We start from the raw sequence: 14,699 nt of genomic DNA, 5'->3' as shown, positions 1-14,699 counted from the left end.
TGCGAGGGCTTTATGGCTCGTACTACTCCGATTAGTCGCTACCGTAACATCGGTATCGTCGCTCACGTGGATGCTGGTAAAACCACCACCACCGAGCGCGTCCTTTTTTACACTGGCAAAAGTCACAAGATGGGCGAGGTGCATGACGGCGCCGCGACCACAGACTGGATGGTGCAGGAGCAGGAGCGTGGTATTACCATTACTTCTGCTGCCATTACCGCCTTCTGGAAAGGTTCTGCGAAGCAGTACAAGGACGAGCACCGCTTCAACGTCATCGATACCCCGGGCCACGTAGACTTCACCATTGAAGTTGAGCGTTCCCTGCGTGTACTCGACGGCGCGGTCGTTGTGTTCTGCGGTACCTCGGGCGTTGAGCCTCAGTCGGAAACCGTATGGCGTCAAGCCAACAAGTACGGCGTTCCGCGTCTTGTTTACGTCAACAAGATGGACCGTGCAGGTGCGAACTTCCTGCGCGTGATCGGTCAGATCAAGCAGCGTCTGGGTCACACTCCGGTGCCTATCCAGTTGGCTATCGGTGCCGAAGACAATTTCCAGGGCCAGATCGATCTGCTGACCATGGAAGCTGTTTACTGGAACGATGCTGACAAGGGCATGACTCCTCGTCGCGAAGCTATTCCTGCTGAACTGCAGGAGCTGGCTGACGAGTGGCGTAACAACATGGTTGAAGCTGCGGCCGAAGCCAACGAAGAGCTGATGAACAAGTACCTCGAAGGTGAAGAGCTCACCAACGAGGAGATCAAGGCTGCTCTGCGTCAGCGTACTATCGCTGGTGAGATCGTCTTGGCTGTTTGCGGTTCCTCGTTCAAGAACAAGGGTGTTCCCCTGGTTCTCGACGCTGTTATCGACTACCTGCCTGCTCCTACCGACATTCCTGCCATCAAGGGTACTGACCCGGATGACGAGGAAAAGGAAATGGAGCGTCATGCAGACGACAACGAGCCGTTCTCGGCTCTGGCGTTCAAGATCGCTACCGACCCATTCGTGGGTACCCTGACTTTCGTCCGTGTTTACTCGGGCGTGTTGAACTCCGGCGACGGCGTCATCAACTCGGTCAAGGGCAAGAAAGAGCGTGTGGGTCGTATGGTGCAAATGCACGCAAACGCCCGTGAAGAGATCAAGGAAGTGCGCGCTGGCGACATCGCGGCCCTGATCGGCATGAAGGACGTCACCACTGGTGAAACTTTGTGCAACGCTGACAAGCCAATCATCCTGGTTCGCATGGACTTCCCGGAGCCGGTAATTTCGGTTGCCGTTGAGCCCAAGACCAAGGATGACCAGGAAAAAATGGGTATCGCTCTGGGCAAGCTTGCTCAGGAAGACCCATCTTTCCGCGTCAAAACTGATGAAGAGACTGGTCAAACGATCATCTCTGGCATGGGCGAGTTGCACCTGGACATCCTGGTTGACCGGATGCGCCGTGAGTTCAACGTCGAAGCCAACATCGGTAAGCCTCAGGTTTCCTATCGTGAGCGCATCACGAAGAACTGTGAAATCGAAGGCAAGTTCGTTCGTCAGTCCGGCGGTCGTGGCCAGTTCGGTCACTGCTGGATCCGTTTTGCTCCTGCTGACGAAGGTCAGGAAGGTCTGCAATTCGTGAACGAAGTGGTTGGTGGTGTGGTTCCTAAGGAATACATCCCGGCGATCCAGAAGGGTATCGAAGAGCAGATGAAGAACGGTGTTGTTGCCGGCTATCCGCTCATCGGCCTGAAGGCGACCGTTTTTGATGGTTCTTACCATGACGTCGACTCCAACGAGATGGCGTTTAAGGTGGCTGCTTCCATGGCTACCAAGCAACTGGCCCAGAAGGGCGGTGGTGAGTTGCTTGAACCAATCATGGCAGTAGAAGTTGTTACGCCTGAAGACTATATGGGTGACGTGATGGGCGACCTTAACCGTCGTCGCGGCATGATCCTGGGTATGGAAGACACGGTTTCCGGCAAAGTAATTCGTGCCGAGGTTCCGTTGGGTGAGATGTTCGGTTATGCAACCGACGTTCGTTCCATGTCCCAAGGTCGCGCAAGCTACTCTATGGAATTCAAAAAATACAATACAGCGCCGTCGCATATCGTCGAAACTGTTACCAAAAAACAAGGCTGATTCAGTCCTTTAGGCAAGGAGTTAATTGTCGTGGCTAAAGAAAAATTTGATCGTTCCCTACCGCACGTCAACGTTGGCACTATCGGTCACGTTGACCACGGTAAAACCACTCTGACTGCTGCTCTGACTCGCGTTTGCTCCGAAGTTTTCGGTTCTGCAATCGTTGATTTCGATAAAATCGACAGCGCACCAGAAGAGAAAGCTCGTGGTATCACCATCAACACCGCTCACGTTGAATACAACTCGCTGATCCGTCACTACGCTCACGTCGACTGCCCAGGTCACGCTGACTATGTGAAGAACATGATCACTGGTGCTGCTCAAATGGACGGCGCTATCCTGGTTTGCTCGGCCGCTGATGGTCCGATGCCACAAACCCGTGAGCACATCCTGCTGTCCCGTCAGGTAGGCGTTCCGTACATCGTGGTTTACCTGAACAAGGCTGACCTGGTAGACGACGCTGAGCTGCTGGAACTGGTTGAGATGGAAGTGCGCGATCTGCTGAGCACTTACGACTTCCCAGGCGACGACACTCCGATCATCATCGGTTCTGCTCGTATGGCTCTGGAAGGCAAAGACGACAACGAAATGGGCACCACGTCCGTTCGTAAACTGGTTGAGACTCTGGACAGCTACATCCCAGATCCAGTTCGTGTTATCGACAAGCCGTTCCTGATGCCAATCGAAGACGTATTCTCGATCTCCGGTCGCGGTACTGTTGTGACTGGTCGTATCGAGCGCGGTATCGTTAAGGTTCAAGATCCACTGGAAATCGTTGGTCTGCGTGACACTACTGTCACCACCTGCACCGGTGTTGAAATGTTCCGTAAACTGCTCGACGAAGGTCGTGCGGGCGAGAACTGCGGCGTTCTGCTGCGTGGTACCAAGCGTGACGACGTTGAGCGTGGCCAGGTTCTGGTTAAGCCAGGTTCGGTTAAGCCGCACACCAAGTTCGAAGCAGAAGTGTACGTGCTGAGCAAAGAAGAAGGCGGTCGTCACACTCCGTTCTTCAAAGGCTACCGTCCACAGTTCTACTTCCGTACTACTGACGTGACTGGTAACTGCGAGCTGCCGGAAGGCGTTGAGATGGTAATGCCGGGCGACAACATCAAAATGGTTGTTACCCTGATCAAAACCATCGCAATGGAAGACGGCCTGCGTTTCGCTATTCGCGAAGGCGGCCGTACCGTTGGTGCTGGCGTTGTAGCTAAAATCATCGAGTAATTATCTCTTCTGAGGTAGTTTCGATGTTTTGAGAGGGCCCCCGCTTAGCGGGGGCCTTTTTTATTGGGTTGACACCTATCTGGGGCGTCTATAGAATTGCGCCTCCTTTTAACGGGCGTATTGCGCTCGCTGGGAATAGCAGCCGGAGTCTGAAATCCAATGCAAAATCAGCAAATCCGTATCAGGTTGAAGGCTTTTGACCATCGCCTGATCGACCAATCCACCCAGGAAATCGTGGAAACCGCGAAACGTACTGGTGCTCAAGTGCGTGGTCCAATTCCACTGCCTACCCGTAAAGAGCGGTTCACCGTTCTGGTCTCCCCGCACGTCAACAAAGACGCGCGTGACCAGTACGAGATCCGTACTCATAAGCGCGTACTGGACATCGTCCAGCCAACGGATAAAACCGTTGACGCACTTATGAAGCTCGATCTGGCGGCCGGTGTGGAAGTACAGATCAGCCTCGGCTAAGACTTGGGTCTTAGTCGTGTAACGCTCTGAAATGGGCGGCCATAGCGGGTGAAAGCCCCGTACACTCATGAGGTTTACAACATGACTATTGGTGTAGTCGGTCGTAAATGCGGTATGACCCGTATTTTCACCGAAGAAGGTGTCTCCATTCCGGTTACGGTCATTGAGATCGAGCCGAATCGCGTCACCCAGTTCAAAACTGAAGAGACCGATGGCTATCGTGCAGTGCAAGTCACTGTCGGCGAGCGTCGTGCTTCGCGTGTGACTGCTGCTCAAGCAGGTCACTTCGCTAAAGCAAACGTTGCAGCTGGTCGCACTGTTATGGAGTTCCGTCTCGAAGACGGCGACTACCAGGCTGGCGATCTGATCAACGCTGAAATCTTCGCCGCTGGTCAACTGGTTGATGTAACCGGTCAGTCCAAAGGTAAAGGCTTCCAGGGTACGATCAAGCGTTGGAATTTCCGTGGCCAAGACAACACTCACGGTAACTCCGTCTCCCACCGCGTCCCGGGCTCTATTGGCCAGTGCCAGACTCCTGGTCGTGTATTCAAGGGCAAAAAAATGTCCGGTCATATGGGCGCTGAGCGCGTGACCGTGCAGTCCCTCGAAGTAGTGCGCGTCGACGCTGAACGCAATCTGTTGTTGGTCAAGGGTGCTGTTCCTGGCGCTACTGGCGGCAACCTGGTTGTACGTCCAGCGGCCAAGGCTCGCGGTTAAGGGGAAGCTGACATGCAATTAAATGTAAATGACGCTCAAGCGATCGAAGTTTCCGAACTGACATTTGGCGGCGAATTCAACGAGACGCTCGTTCACCAAGCAGTCGTGGCCTACATGGCCGGCGGCCGTCAAGGTAGCAAGCAGCAAAAGACCCGTTCCGACGTTCGTGGTGGCGGTAAGCGCCCTTGGCGTCAGAAAGGTACTGGCCGTGCTCGTGCCGGTACTATCCGTAGCCCAATCTGGCGTGGCGGTGGTACCACTTTCGCAGCTCGTCCACAGGATCACTCGCAGAAGCTCAACAAGAAGATGTATCGCGCAGCACTGCGCTCTATCCTTGCTGAACTCGTGCGTACCGATCGTCTGGTTGTGGTTCAGGACTTCGCTGTTGAAAGTCCAAAAACTAAAGACCTGCTGGGCAAACTGAACGACATGAGCCTGACCGACGTTTTGATCGTGTCTGAAGCTGTTGATCAGAACCTGTACCTGGCTGCTCGCAACCTGCCACACGTTGATGTACGTGACGTGCAAGGTTCCGATCCAGTTAGTCTGATCGCATACGACAAGGTGTTGATCACCGTGTCGGCCGTGAAGAAATTCGAGGAGCTGCTGGGATGAACCAGGAACGCGTATTTAAAGTTCTGCTTGGCCCGCACGTTTCCGAAAAGGCTACGGTTCTGGCTGACAAGAAAGGCCAGTTCGTTTTCAAGGTTGCAACTGACGCAACCAAGCTGGAAATCAAGAAGGCCGTCGAAAGCCTGTTCAGCGTGAAAGTAGAGCGTGTTACTACCCTGAATGTTCTGGGTAAGAGCAAGCGCACTGCTCGCGGTCTGGGCAAGCGTAATGACTGGAAGAAGGCAGTTATCTCCCTTCAGCCAGGCCAAGATCTCGATTTCAGCAGCAGTGCTGAGTAAGGAAGGGGTGCATCATGGCAATCGTTAAATGCAAACCGACTTCCCCTGGCCGCCGTTTTGTGGTCAAGGTGGTCAACCAGGAGCTGCATAAAGGCGCTCCTCACGCACCGCTGCTCGAGAAAAAATCGAAGACTGGTGGTCGTAACAACAATGGTCGTATTACCACTCGTCACATCGGTGGTGGCCATAAGCAGCATTATCGTCTGGTCGATTTCCGTCGCAACGACAAAGATGGCATCTCTGCCACTGTCGAGCGTATTGAATACGATCCAAACCGTACTGCTCACATCGCTCTGCTGCTGTACGCAGATGGCGAGCGTCGCTACATCATCGCCCCTAAAGGCGTGAGCGCTGGCGACCAGCTGATCGCAGGTGCCTTGGCACCGATCAAGCCGGGCAACGCTCTGCAACTGCGCAACATTCCAGTTGGTAGCACCGTACACGGCATCGAATTGAAGCCAGGTAAAGGCGCACAGATCGCTCGTTCCGCTGGTGCTTCGGCTCAGCTGATCGCTCGTGAAGGTGTCTACGTGACCCTGCGTCTGCGTTCTGGTGAGATGCGTAAAGTGCTGGCTGAATGCCGCGCGACCTTGGGTGAAGTCTCGAACTCCGAGCACAGCCTTCGTTCGCTGGGTAAAGCTGGTGCCAAACGCTGGCGTGGCGTTCGCCCAACCGTTCGTGGTGTTGCCATGAACCCGGTTGACCACCCACACGGTGGTGGTGAAGGTCGTACCTCTGGTGGTCGTCATCCGGTATCGCCATGGGGCTTCCCGACTAAGGGCGCGAAGACTCGTGGTAATAAGCGTACCGACAAAATGATCGTCCGTCGTCGCAAGTAAATAGAGGGATACGACAGTGCCACGTTCTCTGAAAAAAGGTCCTTTTATTGATCTTCACCTACTGAAGAAGATCGAAGTGGCGGCGGAAAAGAACGATCGCAAACCAGTTAAGACCTGGTCGCGTCGTTCGATGATCCTGCCACAAATGGTCGGTTTGACCATCGCTGTACACAACGGTCGCTTGCACGTCCCAGTTCTCGTGAACGAAGACATGGTCGGCCACAAACTAGGCGAGTTTGCCGGTACCCGCACATATCGTGGGCACGTGGCAGACAAGAAAGCCAAGCGTTAAGGGGTTAGGAAATGGAAGTAGCCGCTAAGTTGTCGGGCGCTCGAATCTCCGCCCAGAAAGCCCGCTTGGTCGCCGACCAGATCCGCGGGAAGAAGGTGGGCGAAGCGCTCAACCTGTTGGCTTTCAGCAGTAAGAAAGCCGCCGAGATCATGAAGAAAGTGCTGGAGTCGGCCGTAGCCAACGCCGAGCATAACGAAGGCGCAGACGTTGATGATCTGAAGGTCAGCACCGTTTTCGTCAACGAAGGGCGTTCGCTGAAGCGCATCATGCCACGTGCCAAAGGCCGTGCTGATCGCATCGTCAAGCGGTCTTGCCATATCACTGTCAAGGTTGCTGACAAGTAACGGAGTCGAAGAGATGGGTCAGAAAGTACATCCCATTGGCATTCGCCTGGGAATCGTCAAGGAGCACACCTCCGTCTGGTACGCAGACGGTCGGACTTATGCGGACTATTTGTTCGCTGATCTGAAGGTGCGTGAGTATCTCCAAGACAAACTAAAAAGCGCGTCCGTAAGCCGTATCGATATCCATCGTCCGGCACAAACTGCACGTATCACCATCCACACAGCTCGTCCAGGTATCGTTATCGGGAAGAAAGGTGAGGATGTTGAGAAACTGCGTCAGGACCTGACCAAGCAAATGGGTGTGCCTGTGCACATCAATATCGAAGAGATCCGCAAGCCGGAGCTCGACGGTATGCTGGTTGCGCAGAGCGTAGCTCAGCAGCTGGAGCGTCGCGTAATGTTCCGTCGCGCTATGAAGCGCGCTGTACAGAACGCCATGCGCATTGGTGCCAAAGGTATCAAAATCCAAGTGAGCGGTCGTCTCGGCGGTGCTGAAATCGCACGTACTGAATGGTATCGCGAAGGTCGTGTGCCACTGCACACCCTGCGTGCCGACATCGACTATGCCAACTACGAAGCTCACACCACTTACGGTGTGATCGGTGTAAAGGTTTGGATCTTCAAAGGCGAAGTAATTGGTGGTCGCCAAGAAGAACTGAAACCACAAGCACCAGCGCCTCGTAAAAAAGCTGCTAAGTAAGGGGTACGCCAAATGTTGCAACCTAAGCGTACGAAGTTCCGCAAGCAGATGACAGGCCACAACCGTGGTCTGGCTCAGCGCGGTAGCAAAGTCAGCTTCGGCGAGTTCGCGCTGAAGTCTGTAGCTCGTGGTCGTCTCACCGCTCGTCAGATCGAGTCAGCGCGTCGTGCTCTGACCCGTCACGTTAAACGTGGCGGCAAGATCTGGATCCGTGTATTCCCGGACAAGCCTATCTCCAAAAAACCCCTCGAAGTTCGTATGGGTAAAGGTAAGGGTAACGTGGAGTACTGGGTTGCCCAGATTCAGCCAGGCAAAGTCCTGTATGAAATCGAGGGTGTTACTGAAGAGCTGGCGCGTGAGGCTTTTGCCCTGGCTGCTGCAAAGCTGCCGCTCGCCACCGCCTTTGTTAAACGGACGGTGATGTGATGAAAGCGAATGAACTTCGTGAAAAATCCGCACAGCAGCTGAACGAGCAATTGCTCGGCTTGCTGCGCGACCAGTTCAATCTGCGTATGCAGAAAGCAACTGGCCAGTTGGGGCAGTCTCATCTGCTCTCGCAAGTTAAGCGTGACATCGCTCGCGTGAAGACTGTGCTCAACCAGCAGGCAGGTAAGTGATCATGGCTGAAGCCGAAAAGACTGTCCGTACGCTGACTGGCCGTGTTGTCAGCGACAAGATGGACAAAACCATCACCGTACTGATCGAGCGTCGCGTTAAGCACCCGATCTACGGTAAATATGTTAAGCGTTCGACTAAGCTGCACGCGCACGACGAAACCAACCAGTGCCACATCGGCGACAAAGTCACTATTCGTGAAACTCGTCCGCTGGCCAAGACCAAGTCTTGGGCATTGGTTGATGTTCTCGAACGCGCTGTGGAAGTCTAAGGACTAGGGGTCGGAGAAATTATATGATTCAGACTCAATCCATGCTCGATGTGGCCGATAACAGCGGCGCTCGCCGTGTTATGTGCATCAAGGTGCTGGGTGGCTCCCATCGTCGTTACGCTGGTATCGGTGACATCATCAAAGTTACCGTGAAGGAAGCAATTCCTCGCGGTAAAGTGAAAAAAGGCCAAGTGATGACTGCTGTAGTAGTCCGCACTCGTCACGGCGTACGTCGTGCTGATGGCTCCATTATCCGCTTTGATGGCAACGCTGCTGTTCTTCTGAACAACAAGCAAGAGCCGATCGGCACCCGTATCTTTGGGCCAGTGACCCGTGAACTTCGCACTGAGAAGTTCATGAAGATCGTCTCGCTCGCCCCAGAAGTGCTGTAAGGAGATCCGACATGCAAAAGATTCGTCGTGACGACGAGATCATCGTGATCGCCGGCAAAGACAAAGGTAAGCGCGGTAAGGTGCTTAAGGTTCTCGCTAATAACCGTTTGGTTATCGGTGGTCTGAACCTGGTTAAGCGCCATACCAAGCCTAACCCGATGTCGGGCGTACAAGGCGGTATCGTCGAGAAAGAAGCTCCACTGGACGCTTCTAACGTCGCCATTTTCAACGGTGAAACCAACAAGGCTGACCGCGTTGGTTTCAAAGTAGAAGATGGCAAGAAAATTCGTGTCTTCAAGTCGACCCAAAAAGCGGTTGATGCTTGAACACTGCTAGGTAGAAGACCATGGCACGACTAAAAGAGATTTACTGGAAAGAAATCGCACCGAAACTTAAGGAAGAACTTAAGCTTTCGAACGTGATGGAAGTTCCACGCGTTACCAAAATTACCCTGAACATGGGTCTGGGCGAAGCGGTCGGCGACAAAAAAGTCATCGAACACGCCGTTGCTGACCTGGAAAAGATCACCGGTCAAAAAGTCGTTGTGACTTACGCTCGGAAATCCATCGCTGGCTTTAAAGTCCGTGAAGGTTGGCCGATCGGCGTCAAAGTGACTCTGCGCCGTGAGCGTATGTATGAATTCCTGGATCGTCTGCTGTCGATCTCCCTGCCTCGGGTTCGCGACTTCCGCGGCCTGAATGCCAAGTCCTTCGATGGTCGTGGTAACTACAGCATGGGCGTGAAAGAGCAGATCATCTTCCCGGAAATCGACTACGACAAGATCGATGCTCTCCGCGGTCTGGACATCACCCTGACCACCACTGCCAAGAACGATGATGAAGGTCGCGCCCTGTTGCGTGCTTTCAAATTCCCGTTCCGCAACTGATTGGAGTAGGACCATGGCCAAGATGAGCATGAAAAACCGCGAGCTGAAGCGTCAGCTCACGGTTGCCAAGTACGCCAAGAAGCGTGCAGCACTGAAAGCAATCATCGTTGATCTGAACGCAAGTCCAGAAGCACGTTGGGAAGCTACAGTTGCTCTGCAGAAGCAGCCACGTGACGCAAGCGCTTCGCGCATGCGTAACCGCTGCCGCCTGACCGGTCGTCCACACGGCGTTTACCGCAAGTTCGGCCTCGGCCGTAACAAACTGCGTGAAGCGGCAATGCGTGGTGACGTACCAGGTCTGGTTAAAGCCAGCTGGTAAGTACTTTCAGCGTCCAGGTGGTCGGTATCGCAAGATAACGACCGCCGGTGACCTTGAATCTGGAACAAGCCCCTTTTGGGGCTTGTTTCATTTCTGGAGTGTGTTTAAAATACGCGGCTCGCCTGAGCCCGTGTTATTTATGCCCGGAGATTCTCGGCGACATATGTAGCCGCAAGGCTAATTTTTTTGTATTAGGAGCGTCTAGCCCATGAGTATGCAGGACCCGTTAGCGGACATGCTAACTCGTATCCGTAATGCCCAGATGGCTGAAAAGTCCGTCGTAAGCATGCCATCTTCCAAGTTGAAGGTAGCTGTTGCCAAAGTCCTGAAAGACGAAGGTTACATTGCGGGTTATCAGATCAGCAGCGAAATCAAACCACTGCTGTCCATCGAGCTGAAGTACTTCGAGGGCCGTTCGGTCATCGAGGAAGTGAAGCGCGTTAGCCGTCCAGGCCTGCGTCAGTACAAGTCCGCTGAAGATCTGCCGAAAGTTCGTGGCGGTCTGGGCGTGTCTATCGTCTCCACCAACAAAGGTGTGATGACGGATCGTGCTGCGCGCGCTGCCGGTGTCGGCGGCGAAGTTCTTTGCACTGTGTTCTAAGGGGGGATAAGCATGTCTCGCGTCGCTAAGAACCCCGTTAAGCTGCCAGCTGGTGTCGAAGTAAAATTCGCAGGCCAACAGCTTTCGGTGAAGGGTGCCAAGGGCACTCTTGAACTGAACATCCATTCGTCCGTTGAGATCGTTGAAGAAGCTGGTGAGCTGCGTTTCGCTGCTCGCAATGGCGATCAACAAACTCGCGCAATGGCCGGTACCACGCGTGCGTTGGTAAACAACATGGTCCAAGGCGTAAGCCAAGGCTTCGAGCGTAAGCTCCAGCTGGTCGGTGTTGGTTACAAAGCGCAAGCAAAAGGCACGGTTTTGAACCTGGCCCTTGGCTTCTCGCACCCAGTGGATTACGAACTGCCGGAAGGCATCACCGCTGAGACCCCTAGCCAAACCGATATCCTGATCAAGGGCATCGATAAGCAGCTGGTAGGTCAGGTGGCCGCTGAGATCCGCGACTTCCGTCCACCAGAGCCGTACAAAGGCAAAGGTGTGCGCTACGCGGACGAAGTCGTCCGTCGTAAAGAAGCCAAGAAGAAGTAGGGCATAGCAAATGACCGACAAAAAAGTTACTCGACTGCGTCGCGCTCGCAAAGCACGCCTGAAAATGCACGAACTCGAAGTCGTGCGTCTCTGCGTGTATCGCTCGTCGCAGCACATCTACGCCCAGGTCATCTCGGCCGACGGCAACCAGGTCCTGGCAAGCGCCTCGACTTTGGATAAAGAACTGCGTGATGGTGCCACCGGCAACATCGACGCGGCCACTAAGGTTGGCCAGCTGGTCGCTACGCGTGCTAAGGCCGCTGGCGTCTCGCAAGTGGCTTTCGACCGCTCTGGCTTCAAGTACCACGGTCGCGTGAAAGCGCTGGCTGATGCTGCTCGTGAAGCTGGGCTGGAGTTCTAAGTTATGTCAAATAACGACCAAAAGCGCGACGAAGGCTACATTGAGAAGCTGGTTCAAGTTAACCGCGTAGCCAAAACCGTTAAAGGCGGCCGTATCTTCACTTTCACCGCGTTGACCGTGGTTGGTGATGGTAAAGGGCGTGTTGGCTTCGGCCGTGGCAAGTCACGTGAAGTGCCTGCCGCGATCCAGAAGGCAATGGAAGCTGCTCGTCGCAACATGATCCAAGTTGATCTGAACGGCACCACTCTGCAGTACGCAATGAAGTCCGCCCATGGCGCTTCGAAGGTGTACATGCAGCCTGCTTCTGAAGGTACCGGTATCATCGCAGGCGGCGCTATGCGTGCTGTCCTCGAAGTTGCTGGCGTTCAGAACGTTCTGGCCAAGTGCTACGGCTCGACTAACCCGGTAAACGTGGTTCACGCCACTTTCAAAGGTTTGAAAGCTATGCAATCTCCTGAGTCCATCGCTGCGAAGCGTGGTCTGACTGTCAAGGAGATCTTCTGATCATGGCTACCGTTAAAGTAACGCTGATCAAAAGCATGACCGGCCGCATCCCTAACCACAAACTGTGCGTTAAAGGTCTGGGTCTGCGTCGCATCGGTCACACTGTAGAAGTCCAGGATACTCCCGAGAATCGCGGGATGATCAACAAGGCTTACTACATGCTGCGTGTAGAGGGTTAATCGATGAAACTCAATGATCTGAGTCCAGCGCCGGGTTCCCGTCGCGAAAAGCATCGTCCGGGCCGTGGTATCGGTAGCGGTTTGGGTAAGACTGGTGGCCGTGGCCACAAAGGTCAAACCTCCCGCTCCGGTGGCACAATCGCTCCGGGCTTTGAAGGCGGTCAACAGCCGCTGCATCGTCGCCTGCCTAAGTTCGGTTTCGTATCCCTGAAAGCCATGGACCGCGCAGAAGTGCGCTTGTCCGAGCTGGCCAAAGTGGAAGGCGACATCGTTACTGTGCAGACCCTGAAAGATGCCAACGTGATCAACGTCAACGTACAGCGTGTGAAAATCATGCTGTCCGGTGAAGTGACTCGCGCTGTCACTATCGGCAAGGGAATCGGCGCCACCAAAGGTGCGCGTTCGGCTATCGAAGCAGCTGGCGGCAAGTTCGAGGAATAAATGGCTAAGCAAGGTGCTCTCTCAGCGCTCGGCAAAGGCGGTATGTCTGAACTTTGGGCTCGTCTGCGTTTTCTGTTCCTGGCGATTATCGTCTACCGAATAGGCGCACACATCCCGGTTCCAGGTATCAACCCGGACCGACTCGCAGACCTGTTTCGACAGAATGAGGGGACCATTCTTAGCTTGTTCAACATGTTTTCCGGCGGCGCGCTGGAACGTATGAGTATCTTTGCACTGGGGATCATGCCGTATATTTCGGCATCGATCATCATGCAACTGATGACAGCCGTCAGCCCGCAGCTGGAGCAGTTGAAGAAGGAAGGTGAAGCTGGCCGTCGCAAGATTAGCCAGTACACCCGCTACGGCACTGTCATCCTCGCCTTGGTTCAAGCTATCGGCATGTCCGTTGGTCTGGCCGGGCAGGGTGTTGCGTTCACTGGTGACTTTGGCTTCCATTTCGTCGCGGTATCCACTTTTGTGGCTGGTGCGATGTTCATGATGTGGCTGGGTGAGCAGATTACTGAGCGTGGTGTTGGTAACGGTATCTCGATGTTGATTTTCGCAGGTATCGTCGCCGGTCTTCCGAGAGCAATTGGGCAGTCTTTCGAGTCTGCACGTCAGGGTGATATCAATATTTTCGCTTTGGTTGCTATCGGTTTGCTGGCAGTAGCGATTATCGGTTTTGTGGTGTTCATTGAGCGTGGCCAGCGTCGTATTGCTGTTCATTACGCCAAGCGTCAGCAGGGCCGTAAGGTTTTTGCTGCGCAGACCAGCCACTTGCCGCTGAAAGTGAATATGGCCGGCGTTATTCCGGCAATTTTCGCGAGCAGCATTTTGCTGTTTCCGGCTTCGTTGGGTACCTGGTTTGGTCAGTCTGAAAATATGGGCTGGCTGCAGGACCTCTCTCAGTCGATCGCTCCTGGTCAGCCGTTGAATATTCTGCTGTTTAGTGCAGGGATTATTTTCTTCTGCTTCTTCTATACGGCGTTGATGTTCAATCCGAAAGACGTAGCGGAAAACCTGAAGAAGTCCGGTGCCTTTATTCCGGGTATCCGTCCAGGTGAGCAGTCTGCACGCTACATTGATGGCGTTCTGACCCGTTTGACCCTGTTCGGTGCTCTATATATGACGGCCGTGTGCTTGCTTCCCCAGTTCCTGGTGGTTGCAGCAAACGTTCCGTTCTACCTTGGCGGGACCTCGTTGCTGATCGTGGTCGTGGTTGTGATGGACTTCATGTCCCAAGTACAATCGCACCTCGTTTCGCACCAGTACGAATCCCTGATGAAGAAAGCCAACCTGAAGGGCTACGGCAGCGGCATGTTGCGCTGAGTACCCCATAAGGTTCGAGGAGTTGGTGATGAAAGTTCGTGCATCGGTGAAAAAGCTGTGCCGTAACTGCAAGATTATTCGCCGCGAAGGTGTTGTTCGAGTAATTTGCAGCGCGGAACCGCGTCACAAACAGCGCCAAGGCTGAGTGTGATCCGCTTGAAGCCCGGCAGCTAGTGCGCTGCCGGGTTGATTATTTGTTATTACAGCGATATTATCTCGCGCCCTATTTCTTGGCTTCCGGGGCGTAGGTAGCTGTCAATTGGAGTCCCACTGAATGGCCCGTATTGCAGGCGTTAACATTCCAGATAACAAGCACACTGTTATCTCGCTGACCTACATCTATGGTGTTGGTCGCACTACTGCGCAGAAAATTTGCGCAGACACTGGGGTAAACCCAGCCGCAAAGATCAAAGATCTGAGCGACGAGCAGATTGAGCTGTTGCGTGGCGAAGTGGCGAAGTTCACCACTGAAGGTGACCTGCGTCGCGAAATCAACATGAAAATCAAGCGTTTGATGGACCTCGGTTGCTACCGTGGTCTGCGTCATCGTCGTGGTCTTCCAGTACGCGGTCAGCGTACCAAGACTAACGCGCGTACCCGTAAAGGTCCGCGTAAGCCGATCCGCAAGTAATCGCCCAC

The 14,699-nt window shown here is 54.1% G+C and carries 26 protein-coding genes; all 26 read left to right on the top strand.

Annotated elements, in window-relative coordinates; genetic code table 11:
• Positions 1-12 precede the first annotated feature (12 nt).
• The 26 genes from fusA (at position 13) to rpsM (ending at position 14,691) form a co-directional block, all read left to right on the top strand.
• Positions 13-2,118, top strand: a complete 2,106-nt coding sequence (gene fusA / locus AACY36_RS15445; protein WP_339417031.1) for an elongation factor G — start codon at positions 13-15, stop codon at positions 2,116-2,118.
• A 30-nt stretch (positions 2,119-2,148) separates the two neighbouring features.
• Complete coding sequence (gene tuf / locus AACY36_RS15440) at positions 2,149-3,342, top strand: elongation factor Tu (RefSeq protein WP_003176426.1); 1,194 nt, start codon at positions 2,149-2,151, stop codon at positions 3,340-3,342.
• 159 nt (positions 3,343-3,501) lie between these two features.
• On the top strand, positions 3,502-3,813 hold the full coding sequence (gene rpsJ, locus AACY36_RS15435; RefSeq protein ID WP_003186070.1) for a 30S ribosomal protein S10: 312 nt from the start codon (positions 3,502-3,504) through the stop codon (positions 3,811-3,813).
• Positions 3,814-3,894: 81 nt separating this feature from the next.
• Positions 3,895-4,530 (top strand): 50S ribosomal protein L3, encoded by a 636-nt coding sequence (gene rplC, locus AACY36_RS15430; RefSeq protein ID WP_003194649.1) that lies wholly within the window; start codon positions 3,895-3,897, stop codon positions 4,528-4,530.
• A gap of 12 nt (positions 4,531-4,542) precedes the next feature.
• Positions 4,543-5,145, top strand: coding sequence for a 50S ribosomal protein L4 (gene rplD, locus AACY36_RS15425; RefSeq protein ID WP_049711296.1), 603 nt, complete (start codon positions 4,543-4,545; stop codon positions 5,143-5,145).
• Positions 5,142-5,441, top strand: coding sequence for a 50S ribosomal protein L23 (rplW, locus tag AACY36_RS15420; RefSeq protein ID WP_002555488.1), 300 nt, complete (start codon positions 5,142-5,144; stop codon positions 5,439-5,441). Before rplD ends, rplW begins: the two co-directional genes overlap by 4 nt.
• A gap of 14 nt (positions 5,442-5,455) precedes the next feature.
• Positions 5,456-6,280: a 50S ribosomal protein L2 gene (gene rplB / locus AACY36_RS15415; RefSeq protein ID WP_003176423.1), complete on the top strand. Its 825-nt coding sequence runs from the start codon at positions 5,456-5,458 to the stop codon at positions 6,278-6,280.
• 16 nt (positions 6,281-6,296) lie between these two features.
• Complete coding sequence (rpsS, locus tag AACY36_RS15410) at positions 6,297-6,572, top strand: 30S ribosomal protein S19 (RefSeq protein WP_003232420.1); 276 nt, start codon at positions 6,297-6,299, stop codon at positions 6,570-6,572.
• An 11-nt stretch (positions 6,573-6,583) separates the two neighbouring features.
• Positions 6,584-6,916, top strand: coding sequence for a 50S ribosomal protein L22 (rplV, locus tag AACY36_RS15405; RefSeq protein ID WP_003103908.1), 333 nt, complete (start codon positions 6,584-6,586; stop codon positions 6,914-6,916).
• A gap of 13 nt (positions 6,917-6,929) precedes the next feature.
• Positions 6,930-7,616 carry a 30S ribosomal protein S3 gene (gene rpsC, locus AACY36_RS15400; protein WP_003176422.1) on the top strand — a complete coding sequence of 229 codons (687 nt, stop codon included), beginning with the start codon at positions 6,930-6,932 and terminating at the stop codon, positions 7,614-7,616.
• A 12-nt stretch (positions 7,617-7,628) separates the two neighbouring features.
• Positions 7,629-8,042: a 50S ribosomal protein L16 gene (gene rplP / locus AACY36_RS15395; protein WP_003232424.1), complete on the top strand. Its 414-nt coding sequence runs from the start codon at positions 7,629-7,631 to the stop codon at positions 8,040-8,042.
• Entirely contained in the window at positions 8,042-8,233 is a 192-nt protein-coding gene (rpmC, locus tag AACY36_RS15390; protein WP_002555481.1) for a 50S ribosomal protein L29, read from the top strand. The genes rplP and rpmC overlap by 1 nt, the downstream gene beginning before the upstream one ends.
• A gap of 2 nt (positions 8,234-8,235) precedes the next feature.
• Positions 8,236-8,502, top strand: coding sequence for a 30S ribosomal protein S17 (gene rpsQ / locus AACY36_RS15385; protein ID WP_003176419.1), 267 nt, complete (start codon positions 8,236-8,238; stop codon positions 8,500-8,502).
• Positions 8,503-8,525: 23 nt separating this feature from the next.
• Positions 8,526-8,894: a 50S ribosomal protein L14 gene (gene rplN / locus AACY36_RS15380; RefSeq protein WP_002555479.1), complete on the top strand. Its 369-nt coding sequence runs from the start codon at positions 8,526-8,528 to the stop codon at positions 8,892-8,894.
• Positions 8,895-8,905: 11 nt separating this feature from the next.
• A complete protein-coding gene (gene rplX / locus AACY36_RS15375) occupies positions 8,906-9,220 on the top strand; it encodes a 50S ribosomal protein L24 (RefSeq protein WP_003176416.1) in 315 nt (104 codons plus the stop codon).
• A 20-nt stretch (positions 9,221-9,240) separates the two neighbouring features.
• Positions 9,241-9,780, top strand: a complete 540-nt coding sequence (gene rplE / locus AACY36_RS15370) for a 50S ribosomal protein L5 (protein WP_003176415.1) — start codon at positions 9,241-9,243, stop codon at positions 9,778-9,780.
• Positions 9,781-9,793: 13 nt separating this feature from the next.
• A complete protein-coding gene (rpsN, locus tag AACY36_RS15365; RefSeq protein WP_003176414.1) occupies positions 9,794-10,099 on the top strand; it encodes a 30S ribosomal protein S14 in 306 nt (101 codons plus the stop codon).
• A gap of 208 nt (positions 10,100-10,307) precedes the next feature.
• Complete coding sequence (gene rpsH, locus AACY36_RS15360) at positions 10,308-10,700, top strand: 30S ribosomal protein S8 (protein WP_003176413.1); 393 nt, start codon at positions 10,308-10,310, stop codon at positions 10,698-10,700.
• Between the two features lie 12 nt (positions 10,701-10,712).
• Positions 10,713-11,246: a 50S ribosomal protein L6 gene (rplF, locus tag AACY36_RS15355; protein WP_003176412.1), complete on the top strand. Its 534-nt coding sequence runs from the start codon at positions 10,713-10,715 to the stop codon at positions 11,244-11,246.
• Between the two features lie 10 nt (positions 11,247-11,256).
• A complete protein-coding gene (rplR, locus tag AACY36_RS15350; protein WP_003176410.1) occupies positions 11,257-11,607 on the top strand; it encodes a 50S ribosomal protein L18 in 351 nt (116 codons plus the stop codon).
• 3 nt (positions 11,608-11,610) lie between these two features.
• The gene (gene rpsE / locus AACY36_RS15345; RefSeq protein ID WP_003176409.1) at positions 11,611-12,111 is read left to right on the top strand and encodes a 30S ribosomal protein S5; all 501 of its coding nucleotides are present in this window, start codon (positions 11,611-11,613) and stop codon (positions 12,109-12,111) included.
• Positions 12,112-12,113: 2 nt separating this feature from the next.
• Positions 12,114-12,290 (top strand): 50S ribosomal protein L30, encoded by a 177-nt coding sequence (gene rpmD / locus AACY36_RS15340; RefSeq protein ID WP_003176408.1) that lies wholly within the window; start codon positions 12,114-12,116, stop codon positions 12,288-12,290.
• 3 nt (positions 12,291-12,293) lie between these two features.
• Entirely contained in the window at positions 12,294-12,731 is a 438-nt protein-coding gene (rplO, locus tag AACY36_RS15335) for a 50S ribosomal protein L15 (RefSeq protein WP_003176407.1), read from the top strand.
• Complete coding sequence (gene secY, locus AACY36_RS15330) at positions 12,732-14,060, top strand: preprotein translocase subunit SecY (protein WP_003176406.1); 1,329 nt, start codon at positions 12,732-12,734, stop codon at positions 14,058-14,060.
• Positions 14,061-14,088: 28 nt separating this feature from the next.
• Positions 14,089-14,205 carry a 50S ribosomal protein L36 gene (gene rpmJ / locus AACY36_RS15325; RefSeq protein ID WP_002555468.1) on the top strand — a complete coding sequence of 39 codons (117 nt, stop codon included), beginning with the start codon at positions 14,089-14,091 and terminating at the stop codon, positions 14,203-14,205.
• A gap of 129 nt (positions 14,206-14,334) precedes the next feature.
• Complete coding sequence (gene rpsM, locus AACY36_RS15320) at positions 14,335-14,691, top strand: 30S ribosomal protein S13 (RefSeq protein WP_003210063.1); 357 nt, start codon at positions 14,335-14,337, stop codon at positions 14,689-14,691.
• The last annotated feature ends 8 nt before the right edge of the window (positions 14,692-14,699 follow it).

It is taken from the genome of Pseudomonas sp. EA_15y_Pfl1_P101, from assembly GCF_963970835.1.
Taxonomy (GTDB): domain Bacteria; phylum Pseudomonadota; class Gammaproteobacteria; order Pseudomonadales; family Pseudomonadaceae; genus Aquipseudomonas; species Aquipseudomonas tritici.
This window is presented reverse-complemented; position numbering and strand designations above follow the sequence as displayed.

What these genes read in the sequence shown, in the direction of transcription:
- fusA (WP_339417031.1), top strand. Translation starts at nt 13, where the DNA reads ATGGCTCGTACTACTCCGATTAGTCGCTACCGTAACATCGGTATCGTC.
- rpsJ (WP_003186070.1), top strand. Translation starts at nt 3,502, where the DNA reads ATGCAAAATCAGCAAATCCGTATCAGGTTGAAGGCTTTTGACCATCGC.
- rplC (WP_003194649.1), top strand. Translation starts at nt 3,895, where the DNA reads ATGACTATTGGTGTAGTCGGTCGTAAATGCGGTATGACCCGTATTTTC.
- rplD (WP_049711296.1), top strand. Translation starts at nt 4,543, where the DNA reads ATGCAATTAAATGTAAATGACGCTCAAGCGATCGAAGTTTCCGAACTG.
- rplW (WP_002555488.1), top strand. Translation starts at nt 5,142, where the DNA reads ATGAACCAGGAACGCGTATTTAAAGTTCTGCTTGGCCCGCACGTTTCC.
- rplB (WP_003176423.1), top strand. Translation starts at nt 5,456, where the DNA reads ATGGCAATCGTTAAATGCAAACCGACTTCCCCTGGCCGCCGTTTTGTG.
- rplV (WP_003103908.1), top strand. Translation starts at nt 6,584, where the DNA reads ATGGAAGTAGCCGCTAAGTTGTCGGGCGCTCGAATCTCCGCCCAGAAA.
- rpsC (WP_003176422.1), top strand. Translation starts at nt 6,930, where the DNA reads ATGGGTCAGAAAGTACATCCCATTGGCATTCGCCTGGGAATCGTCAAG.
- rplP (WP_003232424.1), top strand. Translation starts at nt 7,629, where the DNA reads ATGTTGCAACCTAAGCGTACGAAGTTCCGCAAGCAGATGACAGGCCAC.
- rpmC (WP_002555481.1), top strand. Translation starts at nt 8,042, where the DNA reads ATGAAAGCGAATGAACTTCGTGAAAAATCCGCACAGCAGCTGAACGAG.
- rpsQ (WP_003176419.1), top strand. Translation starts at nt 8,236, where the DNA reads ATGGCTGAAGCCGAAAAGACTGTCCGTACGCTGACTGGCCGTGTTGTC.
- rplN (WP_002555479.1), top strand. Translation starts at nt 8,526, where the DNA reads ATGATTCAGACTCAATCCATGCTCGATGTGGCCGATAACAGCGGCGCT.
- rplX (WP_003176416.1), top strand. Translation starts at nt 8,906, where the DNA reads ATGCAAAAGATTCGTCGTGACGACGAGATCATCGTGATCGCCGGCAAA.
- rplE (WP_003176415.1), top strand. Translation starts at nt 9,241, where the DNA reads ATGGCACGACTAAAAGAGATTTACTGGAAAGAAATCGCACCGAAACTT.
- rpsN (WP_003176414.1), top strand. Translation starts at nt 9,794, where the DNA reads ATGGCCAAGATGAGCATGAAAAACCGCGAGCTGAAGCGTCAGCTCACG.
- rpsH (WP_003176413.1), top strand. Translation starts at nt 10,308, where the DNA reads ATGAGTATGCAGGACCCGTTAGCGGACATGCTAACTCGTATCCGTAAT.
- rplF (WP_003176412.1), top strand. Translation starts at nt 10,713, where the DNA reads ATGTCTCGCGTCGCTAAGAACCCCGTTAAGCTGCCAGCTGGTGTCGAA.
- rplR (WP_003176410.1), top strand. Translation starts at nt 11,257, where the DNA reads ATGACCGACAAAAAAGTTACTCGACTGCGTCGCGCTCGCAAAGCACGC.
- rpsE (WP_003176409.1), top strand. Translation starts at nt 11,611, where the DNA reads ATGTCAAATAACGACCAAAAGCGCGACGAAGGCTACATTGAGAAGCTG.
- rpmD (WP_003176408.1), top strand. Translation starts at nt 12,114, where the DNA reads ATGGCTACCGTTAAAGTAACGCTGATCAAAAGCATGACCGGCCGCATC.
- rplO (WP_003176407.1), top strand. Translation starts at nt 12,294, where the DNA reads ATGAAACTCAATGATCTGAGTCCAGCGCCGGGTTCCCGTCGCGAAAAG.
- secY (WP_003176406.1), top strand. Translation starts at nt 12,732, where the DNA reads ATGGCTAAGCAAGGTGCTCTCTCAGCGCTCGGCAAAGGCGGTATGTCT.
- rpmJ (WP_002555468.1), top strand. Translation starts at nt 14,089, where the DNA reads ATGAAAGTTCGTGCATCGGTGAAAAAGCTGTGCCGTAACTGCAAGATT.
- rpsM (WP_003210063.1), top strand. Translation starts at nt 14,335, where the DNA reads ATGGCCCGTATTGCAGGCGTTAACATTCCAGATAACAAGCACACTGTT.